Raw genomic sequence first — 14507 nt, 5'->3', positions numbered from 1 at the left:
CTCCGTTCATGGAATTGTCATGTGCATGACTACTCGGGACTGTGCATGGCTTCCATGCTCCCCCGTGTTTCGATGTGGAGGTCTGATGAGACTTCGATCCCTCGTGGTGCCGTTCCTTGCGGCGGCCGGAATGCTCGTGCCCCTCGCCGTACCGGCCGCCGCCCAGACGACACCCCCCTCCCCGGCCGTCCCCACCGCATCGCCCGCCGATCGGGCGGTGCTCGCCGAGTCCTCACGCCTACGCGGAGAACTCGGCTTCCCCGCGCCCGGCGGCCGGCTGCACTCCCTCGTCGAACAGCGCTCCGGCACCACGGCCGGAGTGCGCTCCCTCGTCAACGCCTGGGGGTTCATCGGCACCGCCGATGAGGCGGCCGAGATGAGGCGACGGGACGCACTCGTCGCCGCGGTCGAACCCACCGTCCGCACGTACGCCCAACGCAACGACTTCGCCGGGCACTTCCTCGACAACCGTAACGGCGGGCGGTTCGTGGTCCAGTTCGCCGGAGCCCTCCCCGACCAACAGACCAGGGAGCGCCTGCTCGATCGGGCCGAGGCCGCGGGCAGCGCCCGGTCGGCCGTGGAGTTCCGTGCGGTCAAGCACTCGTCCGCCCAGCTCACCCGGGCGATGAAGGCCCTGTGGGGATCGGTCGGTACCGCCCGGGGCACCTCCCCGGTGGTGGCCGTCGCCGAAGACGTCATCGCCAACCGGCTCAAGGTGACCGTCCGCCCCGGCACCCCGACCCTCCCACTGCGCTCGGCGCTGGCGGGACTCGGCGTGCCGGCGCAGCTCAGCGAGGGCGAAGGCGTCGAAGAAGCGTGCACCTCCCGCAACGTCTGTGACTCACCGCGCCGCGGTGGAGTGGGGGTGGGCTTCGCCGGTGTGCTCTGTTCGATCGGCTGGGTCGTCAACCGGGCCGGTGTGCGCGGAGCCGTGACCGCGGGCCACTGCGCCTGGGGCACCAACTCCGGCACGGTCAGTTCGGGTGCAGGGGCCTACGGCTCGCTCACCAACATCAACGCCCTCGCCGCCGGCACCCACGCCGACATGCGGTACGTCTCCATCCCGAGCGGCGGCCAGCCCTGGCTCTACGAGAGCGCCGCGGTCAAGGCCCGGGTGGTGACCGGCTCGGCACTCGGCACCGTCGGGGCGACCTCCTGTCTGTTCGGACGCAACTCCGAGAGCGCCCGTTGCGGCACCATCTCCTCCGTCAACGCCAGTCACACCAGCAGCACCTGCGGCTGTGTGGTCTACGGGCAGTCGGCCGCCTCGTACGCCAGTGCCGGCGGTGACAGCGGTGGTGCGGTCGCCAGTGGCACCACCGGATCGACGGCACGCGGGGTGCACTCCGGTTCCTTCGGCGGTGCCAAGCACTACAGCTGGATCGGGTACACCTCCACCTACAACATGGGGAGCCTGGCCACCTGACCACCGGTTCGAGCACGGTCGTGCCGCCCACCGAGCAGATGGGCGGCACGACCGTTTCCCGAGGACGGAAGGCGTACGCATGAGCAGCCCGGGCGAGGCGCTGGAACGGGCGGAGTACGTGGTGACCGCCGACATCGGACCGTACGCCGAGACCGTGGCCGATGCACGCGTCTACTCGGTGAGCACGGTGGGCCTCCCGGTGCTGAAGGGCGATGAGACGGGCCATCGCGCACTCCGCGTCACGGTCGCTCCGGAGCGCGGCCCCGACGGTGTTCCCGTCGATCCGCTCAGGGGCGTGCGGCGGGCGGTGCTCTTCCTCGTACGCGACGAGCACGACGGCGGGTGGCGCACCTTGGCCCCCGGAGTCCTGGTGGTGACCGGTGCGGGTGCGTTGACCGGTGACAACGGACCGCTCCCCGAGCACTGGCCCGGCCGCGGAGGCAGAGAACGGTGAAGCCCGGGAGGACACGGAGTCCTCCCGGGCTTCACCCGAATCGACCGGTGAGCGGACCGGGTCGGTTAGAACGTGAGCTTGAAGCTGTTGATGTACCCGGTGTCCTGGGCCGCCCGGTCCTGGACCCGCAGCTTCCAGACCCCGTTCGCCACTTCGCCCGAGGCATTGACGGTGTAGGTCGTCTGCACGTTGTCCGCGGAGTCCGAACCGCTGTACGGCTTCAGCGGGAAGACCGTGCCGTCGGGTGCGACGAGGTCCACGACCAGGTCACCGCGCCAGGTGTGGATGATGTCCACACCCACGCGCAGGGCGGCCGGTGCATTGCCCGTGCGTCCGGAGACCGTCACCGAGGAGGTGACGGCTGCGCCGTTGTCCGGGATGGCGACATCGGCGTTGTTCTCGAAGACCGTGCCCGGGTCGGGGTTGCCCCCGCCGGGACGAGCGCCGACGTTGACCCCGGCCCAGGCATCGGTGATCGACTTCACCTCGGCGCTGGTCGCCCCGTACAACTCGGTGGCCACGGCCAGCGTGCCGGCCCGCGCACCCGCGTAGTTGGTCGTCGAGTTGAACTTGGTCGTGAGCGCCTTGTACCAGATCAGCGCGGCCTTCTCACGGCCGATGCCGGTGACCGGCAGCCCGTCGCTGGTGGGCGAGTTGTAGTTCACGCCGTTGACGGTCCGGGCCCCACTGCCCTCGGATGCGAGGAAGAACCAGTGGTTCGCCGGACCGGACGAGTAGTGGACATCGACGCTGCCGATGCCGGCGTACCAGTAGTCCTTGGACACGCCGTCCTTGCTCGGCTGGTCCATGTACCGCAGCGGAGTGCCGTTGCCCCGGATGTCGATCTTCTCGCCGACCAGGTAGTCACCGGGGTCGGAGGCGTTGGCGCCGTAGAACTCGACGGCGGCGGCGAAGATGTCGGAGGTCGCTTCGTTCAGACCGCCGGACTCACCGCTGTAGACCAGCTTCGCCGTGGCCGAGGTGATGCCGTGGGCCATCTCGTGGGCGGCGACGTCGATCGAGGTGAGCGGTTTGGCGTTGGCAGCGCCGTCGCCGTAGGTCATGCAGAAGCAGCTGTCCTGCCAGAACGCGTTGACGTAGTTGTTGCCGTAGTGCACCCGGGACGAGGCGCCGACACCGTCACCGCGGATGCCGCTGCGGCCATGGACGTTCTTGAAGTAGTCCCAGGTCAGACCGGCGCCGAAGGCGGCGTCGGCACCTGCGGTCTCCAGGTTCGACGGCTGCCCGTTGCCCCAGACGTCGTCCGGCCCGGAGAACAGGGTCCCGGTCCCGGACGTGGCCCGGTTGAGGTTGAACGTCTTGTGGCTGCCGCGGCCACCGTCCGTCAGGTTGAACGAGGAGCCGGAACCCGAACTGCCCAGGGTGACCTGGCCGCTGTACTGCGTGTTGCCCGTGCCGTTCTGGACGGCCTGCCACTCGAACAGCTTCGCACCGCTGTTGGCGTCGGTGATCACGTGCAGCTCATTGGGGGTGCCGTCGTGTTGGAGCCCGCCGACGACGGTCTCGTACGCGAGGACCGGCTTTCCGCCCTGGGCCAGCCAGACGACCTTCCGCGGGGCACGGTCCGCCGTCGTCTTGGTGGAGCCCTCCGCCTTCGCCCGGCCGAGCGCCTGCTTCTCCGCGGCGGCGGGGGCGAGCGGAGCGGTGGTGTTCACACCCTTCAGGGTGGCTGCGGACGCCCTGCTGACCGACTCGGTCGTACCCGCTTTGGTCTCGGCGACCACGAGGTCGCCGCCGAGCACCGGCAGTCCGGCGAAGGTCCGCTCGTACCGGGTGTGGACGGTGCCGTCACGGTCCTGCGCGACATCGCGGACGACCAGCTTCTCCTGGGCGTCGAGCCCGAGCTCCTTGGCCGTGGCCGCCGTGGTGGCGCTCTGCTGACGGATCAACTCCGCACGCTGCGCGGGGCTCAGGCTCTTGGGGAGTGCGCCCGGGTCGGGCTTGCCCACTTGTGCGGCACCGGGTGCGGCGGCGGTGGGCTGGGCGACCGCGCCGGTTTGGAAGCCGACGGCGAGCAGTGCCGCGGTCGCTATGAGTGCTCCGGTCGCGGTGGCGCGCCGGCGATGCGTGGGTCTCACGCGGACTCCTTCTGCGAGGGGGTGACGGACGGCGGGGTGGGTCGTCCGGGCAGAGCATGCGGAGCGTGTGGTGCGTGGTACGTGGTGCGGGGACCGGGGGAAGAGTTGCAGGAGCGCATGACTTCTGTCAGGGGCGCGTCAAGAATTTGGCTGGAAGTCGTCCGTTGACCGTGCGGTCATGTCCGTTGAGCGGTGAGCTCGGTGGTGCGGTAGTCGGAGGGGCACTCCGTGTCGCCGAAAAGCGGCTGCGTGAGCCGTGGTTTCCCCGGTCAAGCGTGGGGTTCACCCCTTGGTGCGCTCGATCGCTCCCTGTGCGGCCGGGAGGCTGTGTCCGAGGGTGGGTGCGCGCTTCCCACCCGCGGATGCGGCCCATGGCGCTGGCCAAAATCCAGCGGCCAAATCCCGGTGGGTTGGTCCGCGCCTTCCGGGTTGCCCGTCTGGCGGGTCGAAGGCGCACGGTCGGATCGGCGGTGGATGTCGACCCGCGTCCGGTGTGTCTGGCCCTCCCCTGCGGCATTTATAGGTCGGGTGACCTATATTGGCTCCATGGACGATGAACTGACCTTCGACCCCAGCGGCCCCGTGCTCCTCGTCGGCGGCTACGGCACGGTCGGCGCCGAACTCGCCAGGCTGGCCGCACCCCACTGGCCGCTCCTCCTCGCCGGCCGCAGCCTCGAACGCGGCGAGGACGTGGCGAAGGAGACGGGCGCCCGACTCGTGCGTTGGGACCTGGCCGACCCGACACCGCTGCGCACATCCGTCCGGGCGGTGATCAGCATGGTCAACGATCCCGACGACCGGGTGCTGAGGGCCGCGATCCACGGCGGGGTGCCCCATGCGGACCTCACCCGATGGACCGCCCGCGTGCAGCGCGCCGCAACGGTCGCCGCCCTGCTCAACCCCACCTCCCCGGTCCTGCTCTCCTCCGCCTGGATGGGAGGTGTCGTCCCCCTGGTCGCCGCCGCGCTCGCCGCCGAACTCGGCGGCGCCGACCGCGTGGAGACGGCCATCCGCTGGGACCTCGCCGATCGCGCCGGCGCCGACTCGGTGGAGTTCATGGACCGCCTGGGGCTCGACTTCGAAGTCGTCCGCGACGGCCGGCGGCACACGATCGCGCCGCTCAGCGACGCCCGACGCGTCCGCATCGGCGCGGACGACACCAAGGTGGCCAGCATCGACACCCCCGAGCAGTTCACCCTGCCGCTCACCCTCGGCACCACCACCGCGACCACCCACATCGGCTTCAGCTCCGCCGCCTCCACCGCGGCGCTGTTGGCCGCCAAACGGCTCGGGTTCTTCCGCTGGGGCCGCGGAGAACGCTTCACCTCCGCCCGTCGCGCCCTGCTGTACGCACCCGGCGAAGGAGGCACCGCCCGATTGCGCATCGACGTCCATCACGCGGGACGCACCAGGACCGCGACCGTCGTGGACCCGGCGGGCCAAGCCCGCCTGACCGCGCTCGGTGGACTGCTCGCCCTCCAGCGGATCCTCGGCGCCGACGGCGCACCCGCCCCGGCCGGCGTCGTCTTCCCCGAGCAGGCCCCCGACCCCGCACGGGCACTGGAACAGTTGGTCGCCCACGGCGTGACGGTCAACCTCGGCGACACCGCGACCGACGCGCTGGCACTCGCACCGGGACGGACCCGATGAACACCTCCCCGACCACACCACCCGGTCGACCGGCCGGCACCGAGAAGGGCGCACTCAAGCGCGAAGCACTCCTGGACGCCGCCGAATCGGTCCTCTTCACGGCGGGATACGCGGAGCTGTCCATGCGGGCCGTCGCCACGGCGGCACAGGTCCGCCTAGGACACCTCCAGTACTACTTCCCCACGCGCGCCGACCTGGTGGGCGCGGTGCTCGCCCGGGTACTGAGCCGCTCGCTCGACCGACTGCAACCGCTGCTCGACCCCGACACGACGGTGCAGCCCCCGGACACCGCCGCCATGGTGCGAACCCTCCTCGCCGAGCAGGAGGACCCCCGGCTGGTACGGCTGTTCACCGAACTCTGGGCGCTCGCCGCCCACGACGACACGGTCGCATCGGCCGTCCGCGGCTTCTACCGCGACTACCAGGACCAGGTCAGCGCCTTCGTACGGCGCCACAGGTCGGACCTGTCGGACCGGGACTGTCGTTCCCGGGCCGCGGTGTTCACCATGCTGATGGAAGGGGCGTCACTGTTCCGCTCGGGCATCGCCGACCACCGCAGCGCCGCGACGGACGCAGAACTCCTCACCCTGGCAACCACCCTGCTCAGCGCCCCGGCCGACTGCCTGACTGAACCGCCCGACTGAACCGCGGAACCGCGCACCCCTACACCAGACTGTCGCGCCACGCCCGGTGCAGCCGTGCGAAGCGTCCCGTACCGCCGATGAGTTCGGCCGGGCTGCCGTCCTCCACGATCCGGCCCCCGTCCATCACCAGGACCCGATCGGCGCCTTCGACCGTGGAGAGCCGGTGGGCGATCACCACGGCCGTGCGTCCGCGCAGCACCGTGTCCATGGCGTGCTGCACCGCGCGTTCGCCCGGGATGTCCAGCGAGCTGGTGGCCTCGTCCAGGATCAGTACGGACGGGTCCGCGAGCAGCGCCCGGGCGAAGGCCACCAGTTGGCGTTGACCTGCGGAGATCCTTCCGCCGCGCTTGCGGACGTCCGTGTCGTAGCCGTCCGGCAGGGCGACGATGAAGTCATGGGCCCCCATCGCCTTGGCGGCCCGTTCGATGTCCGCACGGGAGGCGTCGGGACGGCCGATGGCGATGTTCTCGGCGACCGTTCCGGAGAAGAGGAAGGACTCCTGGGTCACCATCACCACGCCCCGGCGCAGTTCAGGTGTGGCCAGGCGCCGCAGATCCACGCCGTCGAGGAGGATGCGGCCCGCGGACGGATCGTAGAAGCGGGCCAGCAGCTTGGCCAGCGTGGATTTGCCGGCACCGGTGGCGCCCACGACTGCGAGCGTCTGACCTGCGGGGATCGTCAGTTCAAAGGACGGCAGCACCTCGCCGCCGGTGCGATAGCCGAAGCTGACCCCCTCGAAGACCACCTCCCGGCCGGGGTGATCGCCCTGCCGCGAAGGGAGCTCGATGGGGTCGTGTGCTTCCGGTACGGTCGGTTCCTGGGCCAGCAGCCCCGCGATCTTCCGTAGCGACGCGGCGGCGGACTCGTAGGAGTTGAGGAACATGCCCAGCCGGTCGATCGGGTCGTACAGCCGGCGCAGATAGAGCACGGCGGCGGCCAGCACGCCGAGCGCGAGCCCCCCGTCCGCCACCCGGTAGGCACCCCACAGGACGATGCCGGCCACGGCGGTGTTCGCGACCAGGCGCGAGCCCAACACATAGCGGGCCATCTCCAGCAGCGAATCCCCGTTGCTGCGGCTGTGCCGCTCGTTGAGGACGGCGAACGCGGCGTCGTTGGCCTCTTCGCGGCGGAACGCCCGCACCGGACGGATGCCGTTCATGGTCTCGGCGAACTTGACGATGACCCCCGCCATGGCGGTCGAGCGCTCGCTGTAGATGGCTCCCGCGCGCTTCTGGTAGAGCCGCACCAGCAGATACAGCGGGACGAAGGAGGCGACGGCGACCGCGCCGAGGCCCAGGTCCAGCCAGAGCAGCATGATCGAGATGTAGACGAACGCGAGGACCACATTGATGAGCTCCTGGAGGCCCTCCTCCAGTAGTTCGCGCAGGGACTCCACGTCCGTCGTGGACCGGGAGATCAAGCGCCCCGAGGTGTAGCGGTCATGGAAGTCCACGCTCAGTGCCTGCGCATGACGGAAGATCCGTCCGCGGAGGTCGAGCAGGACGTCCTGGTTGAGCCGACCCGACACCATGATGAACAGGTACTGGAGCACTCCCGCGCTCAGCGAGGCGATGGCGTATCCGGCGGCGACGGCGATCAGCGGTCCGTAGTCGTGCTCGCGGAAGGCCGGCACTCCGCGGTCGATGGCGTACGCGACGAGGAGCGGGCCGGCCTGGATGGCGGCCTGCTGGAACAGCAGGATCACCGCGACGCACAGCACCCGGGCGCGATGGGGTGCCAGGAGCGAACGCAACAGCCGTCCGGTCGCGCCCTTCTCGCTGGGCAGATCGTCCTGGTCGAAGGGGTCTTCGACCGCGCCGGCCCCGAGAGCGCTGGGTGCGGGGGGATCGGCGGTGGGCGCCGACCCGGTGTCCACACTCGATCCGTCGCCGTGCACGGCTCCGGTGGTTTCGGCATCCGCAGGATCCGTACGGTCGACGCCCGCCGGCTCCGACTCCAGTGCGGTCGCTCCCGACCCGGGGTGCCGGCCGTCCGATGCGGGCTGCCGGCCGGTATCCGTACTGCCGGGCCCGCCGGATCGGGCGGGCTTGCTGGCGGCGGTCATCGTACGTTTCCTTCCAGGGAGCTCTCGATCGCTGCGGCGGGGACGGCCGGGCCGGTACCGGGCGATGTCTGCGTCGTCGCTGCGGCCTCAGCACCCGACATCAGCCAGGCGTACTCGGCGTTCGTCCGCAGCAGTTCCTGGTGCGTGCCGACCGCCGCGATCCGTCCTCCCGACAGCAGGGCCACCCGGTCCGCGAGCAGCACCGTCGACGGCCGGTGGGCCACGACGAGTGCGGTGGTGTCCTTCAGGACCTGCCGCAGCGCCGCTTCCACCAGGGCCTCGGTGTGGACGTCCAGGGCGGACAGGGGGTCGTCGAGCACGAGGAACCGCGGGCGTCCGACGACGGCACGGGCCAGCGCCAACCGCTGGCGCTGGCCGCCCGAGAGGCTCAGGCCCTGCTCACCGACCTCGGTGTCCCCGCCCTGCGGCAGGGAGTGCACGAACGACGCCTGCGCCACGTCGAGTGCGCGTTCCAGATCTCCGGGGGAGGCGTCCTCGGCACCCATCAGGACGTTCTCCGCGACCGTCGCCGAGAAGAGGGTCGGTTCCTCGAACGCCACCGACACCAGGCCGCGCAGCCGTTCGCGCGGCAGCCGCGCGATGTCCTGACCGTCCAGGGTGATCCGCCCGGCCGTCACCTCGTGCAGTCGGGGGACCAAGGCGGTGAGCGTGGTCTTGCCGCTGCCGGTGCCCCCGACCAGGGCCATCGTCTCCCCGGGGCGGACGGCGAGATCGATCCGGGCGAGTACGGGCACGCTGTCCGGCGCCGCGTCGGGGTAGCGGAACTCGACCCCCTCGAAGCGCATCTCGCCCCGCTTCGCCGCCCCGTCCACCGTCGGTTGCGCCGGTCCGGTAGGAGGGGAATCGCCCGCGACCGTCGGGCCGGTCGAGGTCGGCGACTCCGGGTCGACGTCCATCACCTCGAAGTAACGGTTCGTCGCGGTGGCGGCCTCCTGGCTCATCGCCAGCAGGAAACCGATGGATTCCACCGGCCAGCGCAGCGCCAGCGCGGTGGAGAGGAAGGCCACCAGGGTGCCCGCGGACAGGTCGCCGTCGGCGACCTGCACGGTGCCGAGGACCAGGGCGCCGCCGACGGCGATCTCGGGAAGCACCGTCACGGCCGCCCAGATGCCGGCCAGCAGCCGTGCCTTGACCAGTTCCGTACCGCGCAGTTCCCGCGCGAGTTCGTGGAAGGCGCGGGCCTGGCTGCGGTTGCGCCCGAAGCCCTTGACGATGCGGATGCCGAGCACGCTCTCCTCGACCACCGTCGTCAGATCGCCGACCTGGTCCTGAGCACGCCGAGCGGCCAGCGAGTAGCGCGACTCGAAGTAGGAGCAGAGCACAAACAACGGCACGATCGGGGCCAGCAGCACCAGGCCGAGGGTCCACTGCTGCCAGAGCAGGATGACGAATCCGATCAGAATCGTGGTGCCGTTGACCAGGAGGAACGTCAGCGGGAACGCCAGGAACATCCGCACCAGCATCAGGTCCGTGGTGCCGCGCGAGAGCAGTTGCCCCGAGGCCCACCGATCGTGGAAGGCCATCGGCAGCCGCTGGAGGTGCGCGAAGAGCGCGGCGCGCATGCGGGCCTCGACCCCCGCGAGCGGTCGGGCGACCAGCCAGCGCCGAAAGCCGAACAGGAGCGCCTCGACGATGCCGAGGGCCAAGAGGACGAACGCGCCGAGCCAGATGCCACCCGTGTCCCGGTCGGCGACCGGCCCGTCCACTATCCACTTCAGGACGAGGGGGATGACCAGGCTCATACAGGAGGCGACGATCGCCACGAAGGCGGCGCTGAAGAGCCGCACGCGGACCGGTCGTACGTACGGCCACAGGCGCAGCAGCGATCGCACGACGGACTGGTCCTTGGTGGCTACATGTGAAGTGGACATCAGGAGTGAGCCTACGATTGATACCTGACATCGCTCACCTGAATTTGTGAGCGATCCCGGTCACTTCTCGGCCTTCCGTTCCCGGGTCCGCAGCTCCCCGCAACGGGTCGTTCTCGGGGCCCGCACCGCCCTTCGACCGGAGGTCGGCCCGGATTGGCTGACCGTTCGGATCGACCGCCGTTCCGGATCGACCGCCGTTCCGGACGTGAGTGGCGCCCGAGGCGTACTCAGGTGGCGGATCATCCCATTTCGCCACGTTTCCCTACCGGGCTGTGGTCGTTGGGTGGTGCGTGAGACACGTACTGAAGCGGGCCGAACGGGGCGTGGTCGCCGCCCTGACATGCGCAGGACTGCTGGGAGCCCTCGCCGGCTGCACCGGGAGCGGAGTCGGAGCCTTCGGCAAACCGCCGTCACCCGCTGACACCATCCGGGTCGTGCCCGACGACGGAGCCAGGGGCATCGCCACGGACGGGCGACTGGAAGTCCGACTGCCCAGCGGGCGGCTGGAACGCGTGACGGTGATGCGCATCGAGAGCGACACCCCGGCTCCTGTGGCTGGCGGCATCTCCGACGACGGCCTGCGCTGGCTCCCGGCGCAGGGCACCCGCTTGGACCTCGCCGCCAAGTACAGCGTCGACGTGGTGGCCCTCGATGCCCACGGCCGTCGCTCGGCCCGGCACACCACCTTCACCACCGCGGTGCCCGAGAACCGGTTCATCGGCTACTTCAAACCGGAGAACCGGGCCACCGTGGGCACCGGAATGATCGTCTCCTTCGACTTCAACCAGAAGATCGCGGACCGGGCCGCCGTCGAGAGGGCCATCAAGGTCACGTCGGACCCGCCGGTGGAGATCGCCGGCCACTGGTTCGACCGGGACCGGCTCGACTTCCGCCCCAAGGAGTACTGGGAGCCGGGCACCCAGGTCACCGTCGACGTGCGGCTGCGCGATGTCGAGGCGGCCCCCGGTGCCTACGGCATCCAGAACAAGCGGATCACCTTCACCGTCGGCCGGTCCCAGATCTCCCTGGTGGACGCCGAGGCCAAGACGATGCAGGTCCGCAGGGACGGGCGGCTCCTGGCGACGGTGCCGATCACGGCGGGTGCGCCCAAGTCGACCACGTACAACGGGAAGATGGTGGTCAGCGAACTGTTCGACGTCACGAGGATGAACGGCAGGACCGTCGGGTTCGGCGGTGAGTACGACATCAAGGACGTGCCGCACGCCATGCGGCTGACCGAGTCCGGCACGTTCTTGCACGGCAACTACTGGGCAGCCGCGGAGATCTTCGGCCAGGTCAACGTCAGTCACGGCTGTGTCGGACTGCGCGATGTGAAGGGCGGCAGCGCGGACACCCCGGCCGGTTGGTTCTTCGACCGCACGATCGTCGGCGATGTGGTCGAGGTCATCAACTCTCCCGATAAGCAGGTCGCACCCGGGAACGGTCTGAGCGGGTGGAACATGCAGTGGACGCAGTGGAAGCAGGGCTCCGCCCTGCGCTGAGCCGCTGCTCCGGCAGTGCCCCGATACCCCGACGCCCGGGTGCCGTTGCACATGCTCGGTGCTCGGTGCTCGGTGCTCGGTGCTCGGTGCTCGGTGCTCGGTGCTCGGTGCTCGGTGCGAGGTGTGCGGTGTGCGGTGTGCGGTGCGAGGCGTGCGGTGTGTGGTGGGGGCGCCGTGCACCGCACACCGCACGGTTCCGGGTCGTCCCGGCTGAATCGTTCCTCCGGGAGTGCCGGACCCTCCGACGCCGACCCCCGTCCGACCGTTGAGCCCCCTGCCCGTTGGGACTGAACGGTGACAATCACGCGAACAATCCACCACCACCCGTGTGGTTGTCTGTTCGATGTGCGTGTGAGAAGACGCGCGGGGGTGAGGGCCTAGGCGGGGCCGGGCCGTGCGAGGGGAGAAGCCATGAAGAACGGGCATCCGATATCGGGGACATCGGTTGGTCTTCCTCGACGGCGCAGGCGTTCGGCTCTGGTCGCGGGGACAGTGGGAGCGATGCTCGTCCTGGTCACCGCATGTGGCGGCGGCGGCACCGCGAAGGGCGACAGCAAGGGCGGGGACAGCGGACGGGTCGGCAACGCCGCCTCCCAGGCGGTCGTGACCATCGCCCCGAAGGCCGGTGCCACGGCGGTCGCCACCAGCGGGGCCCTCAAGGTCACAGCCGCACAGGGCAAACTCACCACGGTCACGGTCCAGGACGACAAGGGCGGTACGGTCCAGGGCAAGATCTCCGCCAACGGCGGCTCCTGGGAGCCCCTGCACCATCTGGCGGCGTCCACGCGCTACAAGGTGCACGCCGTGGCCAAGGACAAGGACGGACGACAGTCCGCGAAGGACGCCGTCTTCACCACCCTCGTACCGAAGAACACCTTCATCGGGCACTACACCCCTGAGGACAAGTCCACGGTCGGGGTCGGGATGCCGGTCTCCTTGAAGTTCACCCGCGGCATCACCAACCCGGAGGTCGTCGAGAAGGCGATCAAGGTGACGGCGGTGCCCGCCGTGCCGATCGAGGGCCACTGGTTCGGCAACGACCGGCTCGACTTCCGGCCCGAGAAGTACTGGGCCCCGGGCACCAAGGTCACGGTCGCGCTCAACCTCGACGGCGTCGAGGGGCGGCCGGGCGTCTACGGCAAGCAGGCCAAGACCATCTCGTTCACCATCGGCCGCAGCCAGGTGTCCACCGTCGACGCCACCTCCAAGCGGATGAAGGTCGTCCGGGACGGCGTGCAGATCAAGGACATCCCGATCACCGCGGGAGCGCCCTCCTCGACCACCTACAACGGTCAGATGGTCATCAGCGAGAAGTACAAGGTCACGCGGATGGACGGGGCCACCGTCGGCTTCGGCGGCGAGTACGACATCAAGGACGTGCCGCACGCCATGCGGCTGTCCACGTCCGGCACCTTCATCCACGGCAACTACTGGGCCTCCGCGGGGACCTTCGGTTCGCAGAACGTCAGCCACGGCTGCGTCAGCCTGCGTGACGTCCGCGGCGGCGGTGACCCGGACGCCCCCGCCCGCTGGTTCTTCGAGAACTCCCTGATCGGCGATGTGGTGGTCGTGCAGAACTCGGAGGACAAGCAGATAACCCCGGACAACGGCCTGAACGGCTGGAACATGTCCTGGGCGGAGTGGACCAAGTAGGAGTCGAGCGCGACGCGCACGCGCCCGGGCCCGGTGCTGTACCTCACAGTGCCGGGCCCCCTTGCGTTAGCGCCGGTTAACCTGCCTGCATGACGACTGCCACCACCGTGACCCTCGACGTCCGCGACGGCGTGGGCACCATCCGCCTCGACCGCCCGCCGATGAATGCGCTCGACATCGCGATCCAGGACCGACTGCGGGAGTTGGCCGACGAGGTCGGCCGCCGTGACGACGTCCGCGCTGTGATCCTCTACGGCGGGGAGAAGGTGTTCGCGGCGGGTGCGGACATCAAGGAGATGCAGCGCATGGACCACGCCGGAATGGTGGTGCGGGCCCGGGCGCTCCAGGAGTCCTTCACCGCCGTCGCCCGCATTCCCAAGCCCGTGGTGGCGGCCGTGACGGGCTACGCCCTCGGTGGCGGGTGCGAACTCGCACTCTGTGCCGACTTTCGAATCGCCGCGGACAACGCCAAGTTGGGGCAGCCCGAGATCCTGCTCGGGCTGATCCCCGGCGCGGGCGGCACCCAGCGCCTCGCCCGGCTGATCGGCCCCTCCCGGGCCAAGGACCTGATCTTCACCGGCCGTCAGGTGAGGGCCGATGAGGCGCTCGCGCTCGGTCTGGTGGACCGGGTCGTTCCCGCGGCCGAGGTCTACGAGCAGGCGCACGCATGGGCAGCCGCGTTGGCGAAGGGCCCGGCGCTGGCGCTGCGTGCCGCCAAGGAGTGCGTCGACGCCGGGCTGGAGACCGATGTGGAGACGGGTCTGACGATCGAAAGGAACTGGTTCGCGGGGCTGTTCGCGACCGAGGACCGTGAGATCGGTATGCGCAGTTTCGTGGAGGATGGTCCGGGCAAGGCCGTCTTTCGCTGACCGAACCTCTTTCGCAGGGACCTTTCAGTAGTCAGGGCCGCCGGACGAGGGCGCCCGAGCCGGGTTCGGGGCCCGGGTCCGCCGGGCACCCGGGCCGGCACTCCGTACCCTCGTAGATCTGTACGAACCCGAGAAGCCGCTGGTCGAGGCGTTGTCGGCGGACTGTTGACCATATGTCAATACCGGCATGGTCGACTTTCCAGGGCGGTCCGGCGCCCCTGGCATATGTCATCGCCATGGCCGGGGCGGCTCC

10 protein-coding genes are annotated in these 14507 nt (G+C 70.0%); 7 read left to right on the top strand and 3 right to left on the bottom strand.

Annotated elements, in window-relative coordinates; translation table 11 throughout:
* Nucleotides 1–85 precede the first annotated feature (85 nt).
* Both ABZ348_RS21620 and ABZ348_RS21615 read left to right on the top strand, forming a co-directional pair.
* On the top strand, nt 86–1426 hold the full coding sequence (locus tag ABZ348_RS21620; protein ID WP_358935397.1) for a hypothetical protein: 1341 nt from the start codon (nt 86–88) through the stop codon (nt 1424–1426).
* A 79-nt stretch (nt 1427–1505) separates the two neighbouring features.
* On the top strand, nt 1506–1880 hold the full coding sequence (locus tag ABZ348_RS21615) for a hypothetical protein (protein WP_358935395.1): 375 nt from the start codon (nt 1506–1508) through the stop codon (nt 1878–1880).
* A 65-nt stretch (nt 1881–1945) separates the two neighbouring features.
* Here ABZ348_RS21615 and ABZ348_RS21610 read toward each other — a convergent pair whose 3' ends face one another.
* Nucleotides 1946–3979 carry a M4 family metallopeptidase gene (locus ABZ348_RS21610; RefSeq protein WP_358935393.1) on the bottom strand — a complete coding sequence of 678 codons (2034 nt, stop codon included), beginning with the start codon at nt 3977–3979 and terminating at the stop codon, nt 1946–1948.
* A gap of 546 nt (nt 3980–4525) precedes the next feature.
* On the opposite strand from ABZ348_RS21610, the gene ABZ348_RS21605 reads away from it, so the two are divergent.
* On the top strand, nt 4526–5629 hold the full coding sequence (locus tag ABZ348_RS21605) for a saccharopine dehydrogenase (RefSeq protein ID WP_358935391.1): 1104 nt from the start codon (nt 4526–4528) through the stop codon (nt 5627–5629).
* On the top strand, nt 5626–6273 hold the full coding sequence (locus tag ABZ348_RS21600) for a TetR/AcrR family transcriptional regulator (RefSeq protein ID WP_358935389.1): 648 nt from the start codon (nt 5626–5628) through the stop codon (nt 6271–6273). Before ABZ348_RS21605 ends, ABZ348_RS21600 begins: the two co-directional genes overlap by 4 nt.
* 19 nt (nt 6274–6292) lie before the next feature.
* Here ABZ348_RS21600 and ABZ348_RS21595 read toward each other — a convergent pair whose 3' ends face one another.
* Together ABZ348_RS21595 and ABZ348_RS21590 are read right to left on the bottom strand one after the other, a co-directional pair.
* Complete coding sequence (locus ABZ348_RS21595; protein ID WP_358935387.1) at nt 6293–8338, bottom strand: ABC transporter ATP-binding protein; 2046 nt, start codon at nt 8336–8338, stop codon at nt 6293–6295.
* Entirely contained in the window at nt 8335–10230 is a 1896-nt protein-coding gene (locus ABZ348_RS21590) for an ABC transporter ATP-binding protein (RefSeq protein WP_358935385.1), read from the bottom strand. The genes ABZ348_RS21595 and ABZ348_RS21590 overlap by 4 nt, the downstream gene beginning before the upstream one ends.
* A 290-nt stretch (nt 10231–10520) precedes the next feature.
* Here ABZ348_RS21590 and ABZ348_RS21585 point away from each other — a divergent pair, with 290 nt between their 5' ends.
* The 3 genes from ABZ348_RS21585 to ABZ348_RS21575 all read left to right on the top strand — a co-directional run bounded on the left by ABZ348_RS21585 (nt 10521) and on the right by ABZ348_RS21575 (nt 14254).
* Nucleotides 10521–11732 carry an Ig-like domain-containing protein gene (locus ABZ348_RS21585; RefSeq protein ID WP_358935383.1) on the top strand — a complete coding sequence of 404 codons (1212 nt, stop codon included), beginning with the start codon at nt 10521–10523 and terminating at the stop codon, nt 11730–11732.
* A 411-nt stretch (nt 11733–12143) separates the two neighbouring features.
* Nucleotides 12144–13385 carry an Ig-like domain-containing protein gene (locus ABZ348_RS21580; RefSeq protein ID WP_358935381.1) on the top strand — a complete coding sequence of 414 codons (1242 nt, stop codon included), beginning with the start codon at nt 12144–12146 and terminating at the stop codon, nt 13383–13385.
* An 89-nt stretch (nt 13386–13474) separates the two neighbouring features.
* Complete coding sequence (locus tag ABZ348_RS21575) at nt 13475–14254, top strand: enoyl-CoA hydratase-related protein (RefSeq protein WP_358935380.1); 780 nt, start codon at nt 13475–13477, stop codon at nt 14252–14254.
* Nucleotides 14255–14507: the final 253 nt, after the last annotated feature.

This window comes from Streptomyces sp. NPDC005963, from assembly GCF_040638655.1.
GTDB lineage: Bacteria > Actinomycetota > Actinomycetes > Streptomycetales > Streptomycetaceae > Streptomyces.
This window is presented reverse-complemented; position numbering and strand designations above follow the sequence as displayed.

Excerpts from the sequence above, each read along its gene's own strand:
- ABZ348_RS21620 (WP_358935397.1), top strand. The coding sequence starts at position 86 with ATGAGACTTCGATCCCTCGTGGTGCCGTTCCTTGCGGCGGCCGGAATG.
- ABZ348_RS21615 (WP_358935395.1), top strand. The coding sequence starts at position 1,506 with ATGAGCAGCCCGGGCGAGGCGCTGGAACGGGCGGAGTACGTGGTGACC.
- ABZ348_RS21605 (WP_358935391.1), top strand. The coding sequence starts at position 4,526 with ATGGACGATGAACTGACCTTCGACCCCAGCGGCCCCGTGCTCCTCGTC.
- ABZ348_RS21600 (WP_358935389.1), top strand. The coding sequence starts at position 5,626 with ATGAACACCTCCCCGACCACACCACCCGGTCGACCGGCCGGCACCGAG.
- ABZ348_RS21595 (WP_358935387.1), bottom strand. The coding sequence starts at position 8,338 with ATGACCGCCGCCAGCAAGCCCGCCCGATCCGGCGGGCCCGGCAGTACG.
- ABZ348_RS21590 (WP_358935385.1), bottom strand. The coding sequence starts at position 10,230 with ATGTCCACTTCACATGTAGCCACCAAGGACCAGTCCGTCGTGCGATCG.
- ABZ348_RS21580 (WP_358935381.1), top strand. The coding sequence starts at position 12,144 with ATGAAGAACGGGCATCCGATATCGGGGACATCGGTTGGTCTTCCTCGA.
- ABZ348_RS21575 (WP_358935380.1), top strand. The coding sequence starts at position 13,475 with ATGACGACTGCCACCACCGTGACCCTCGACGTCCGCGACGGCGTGGGC.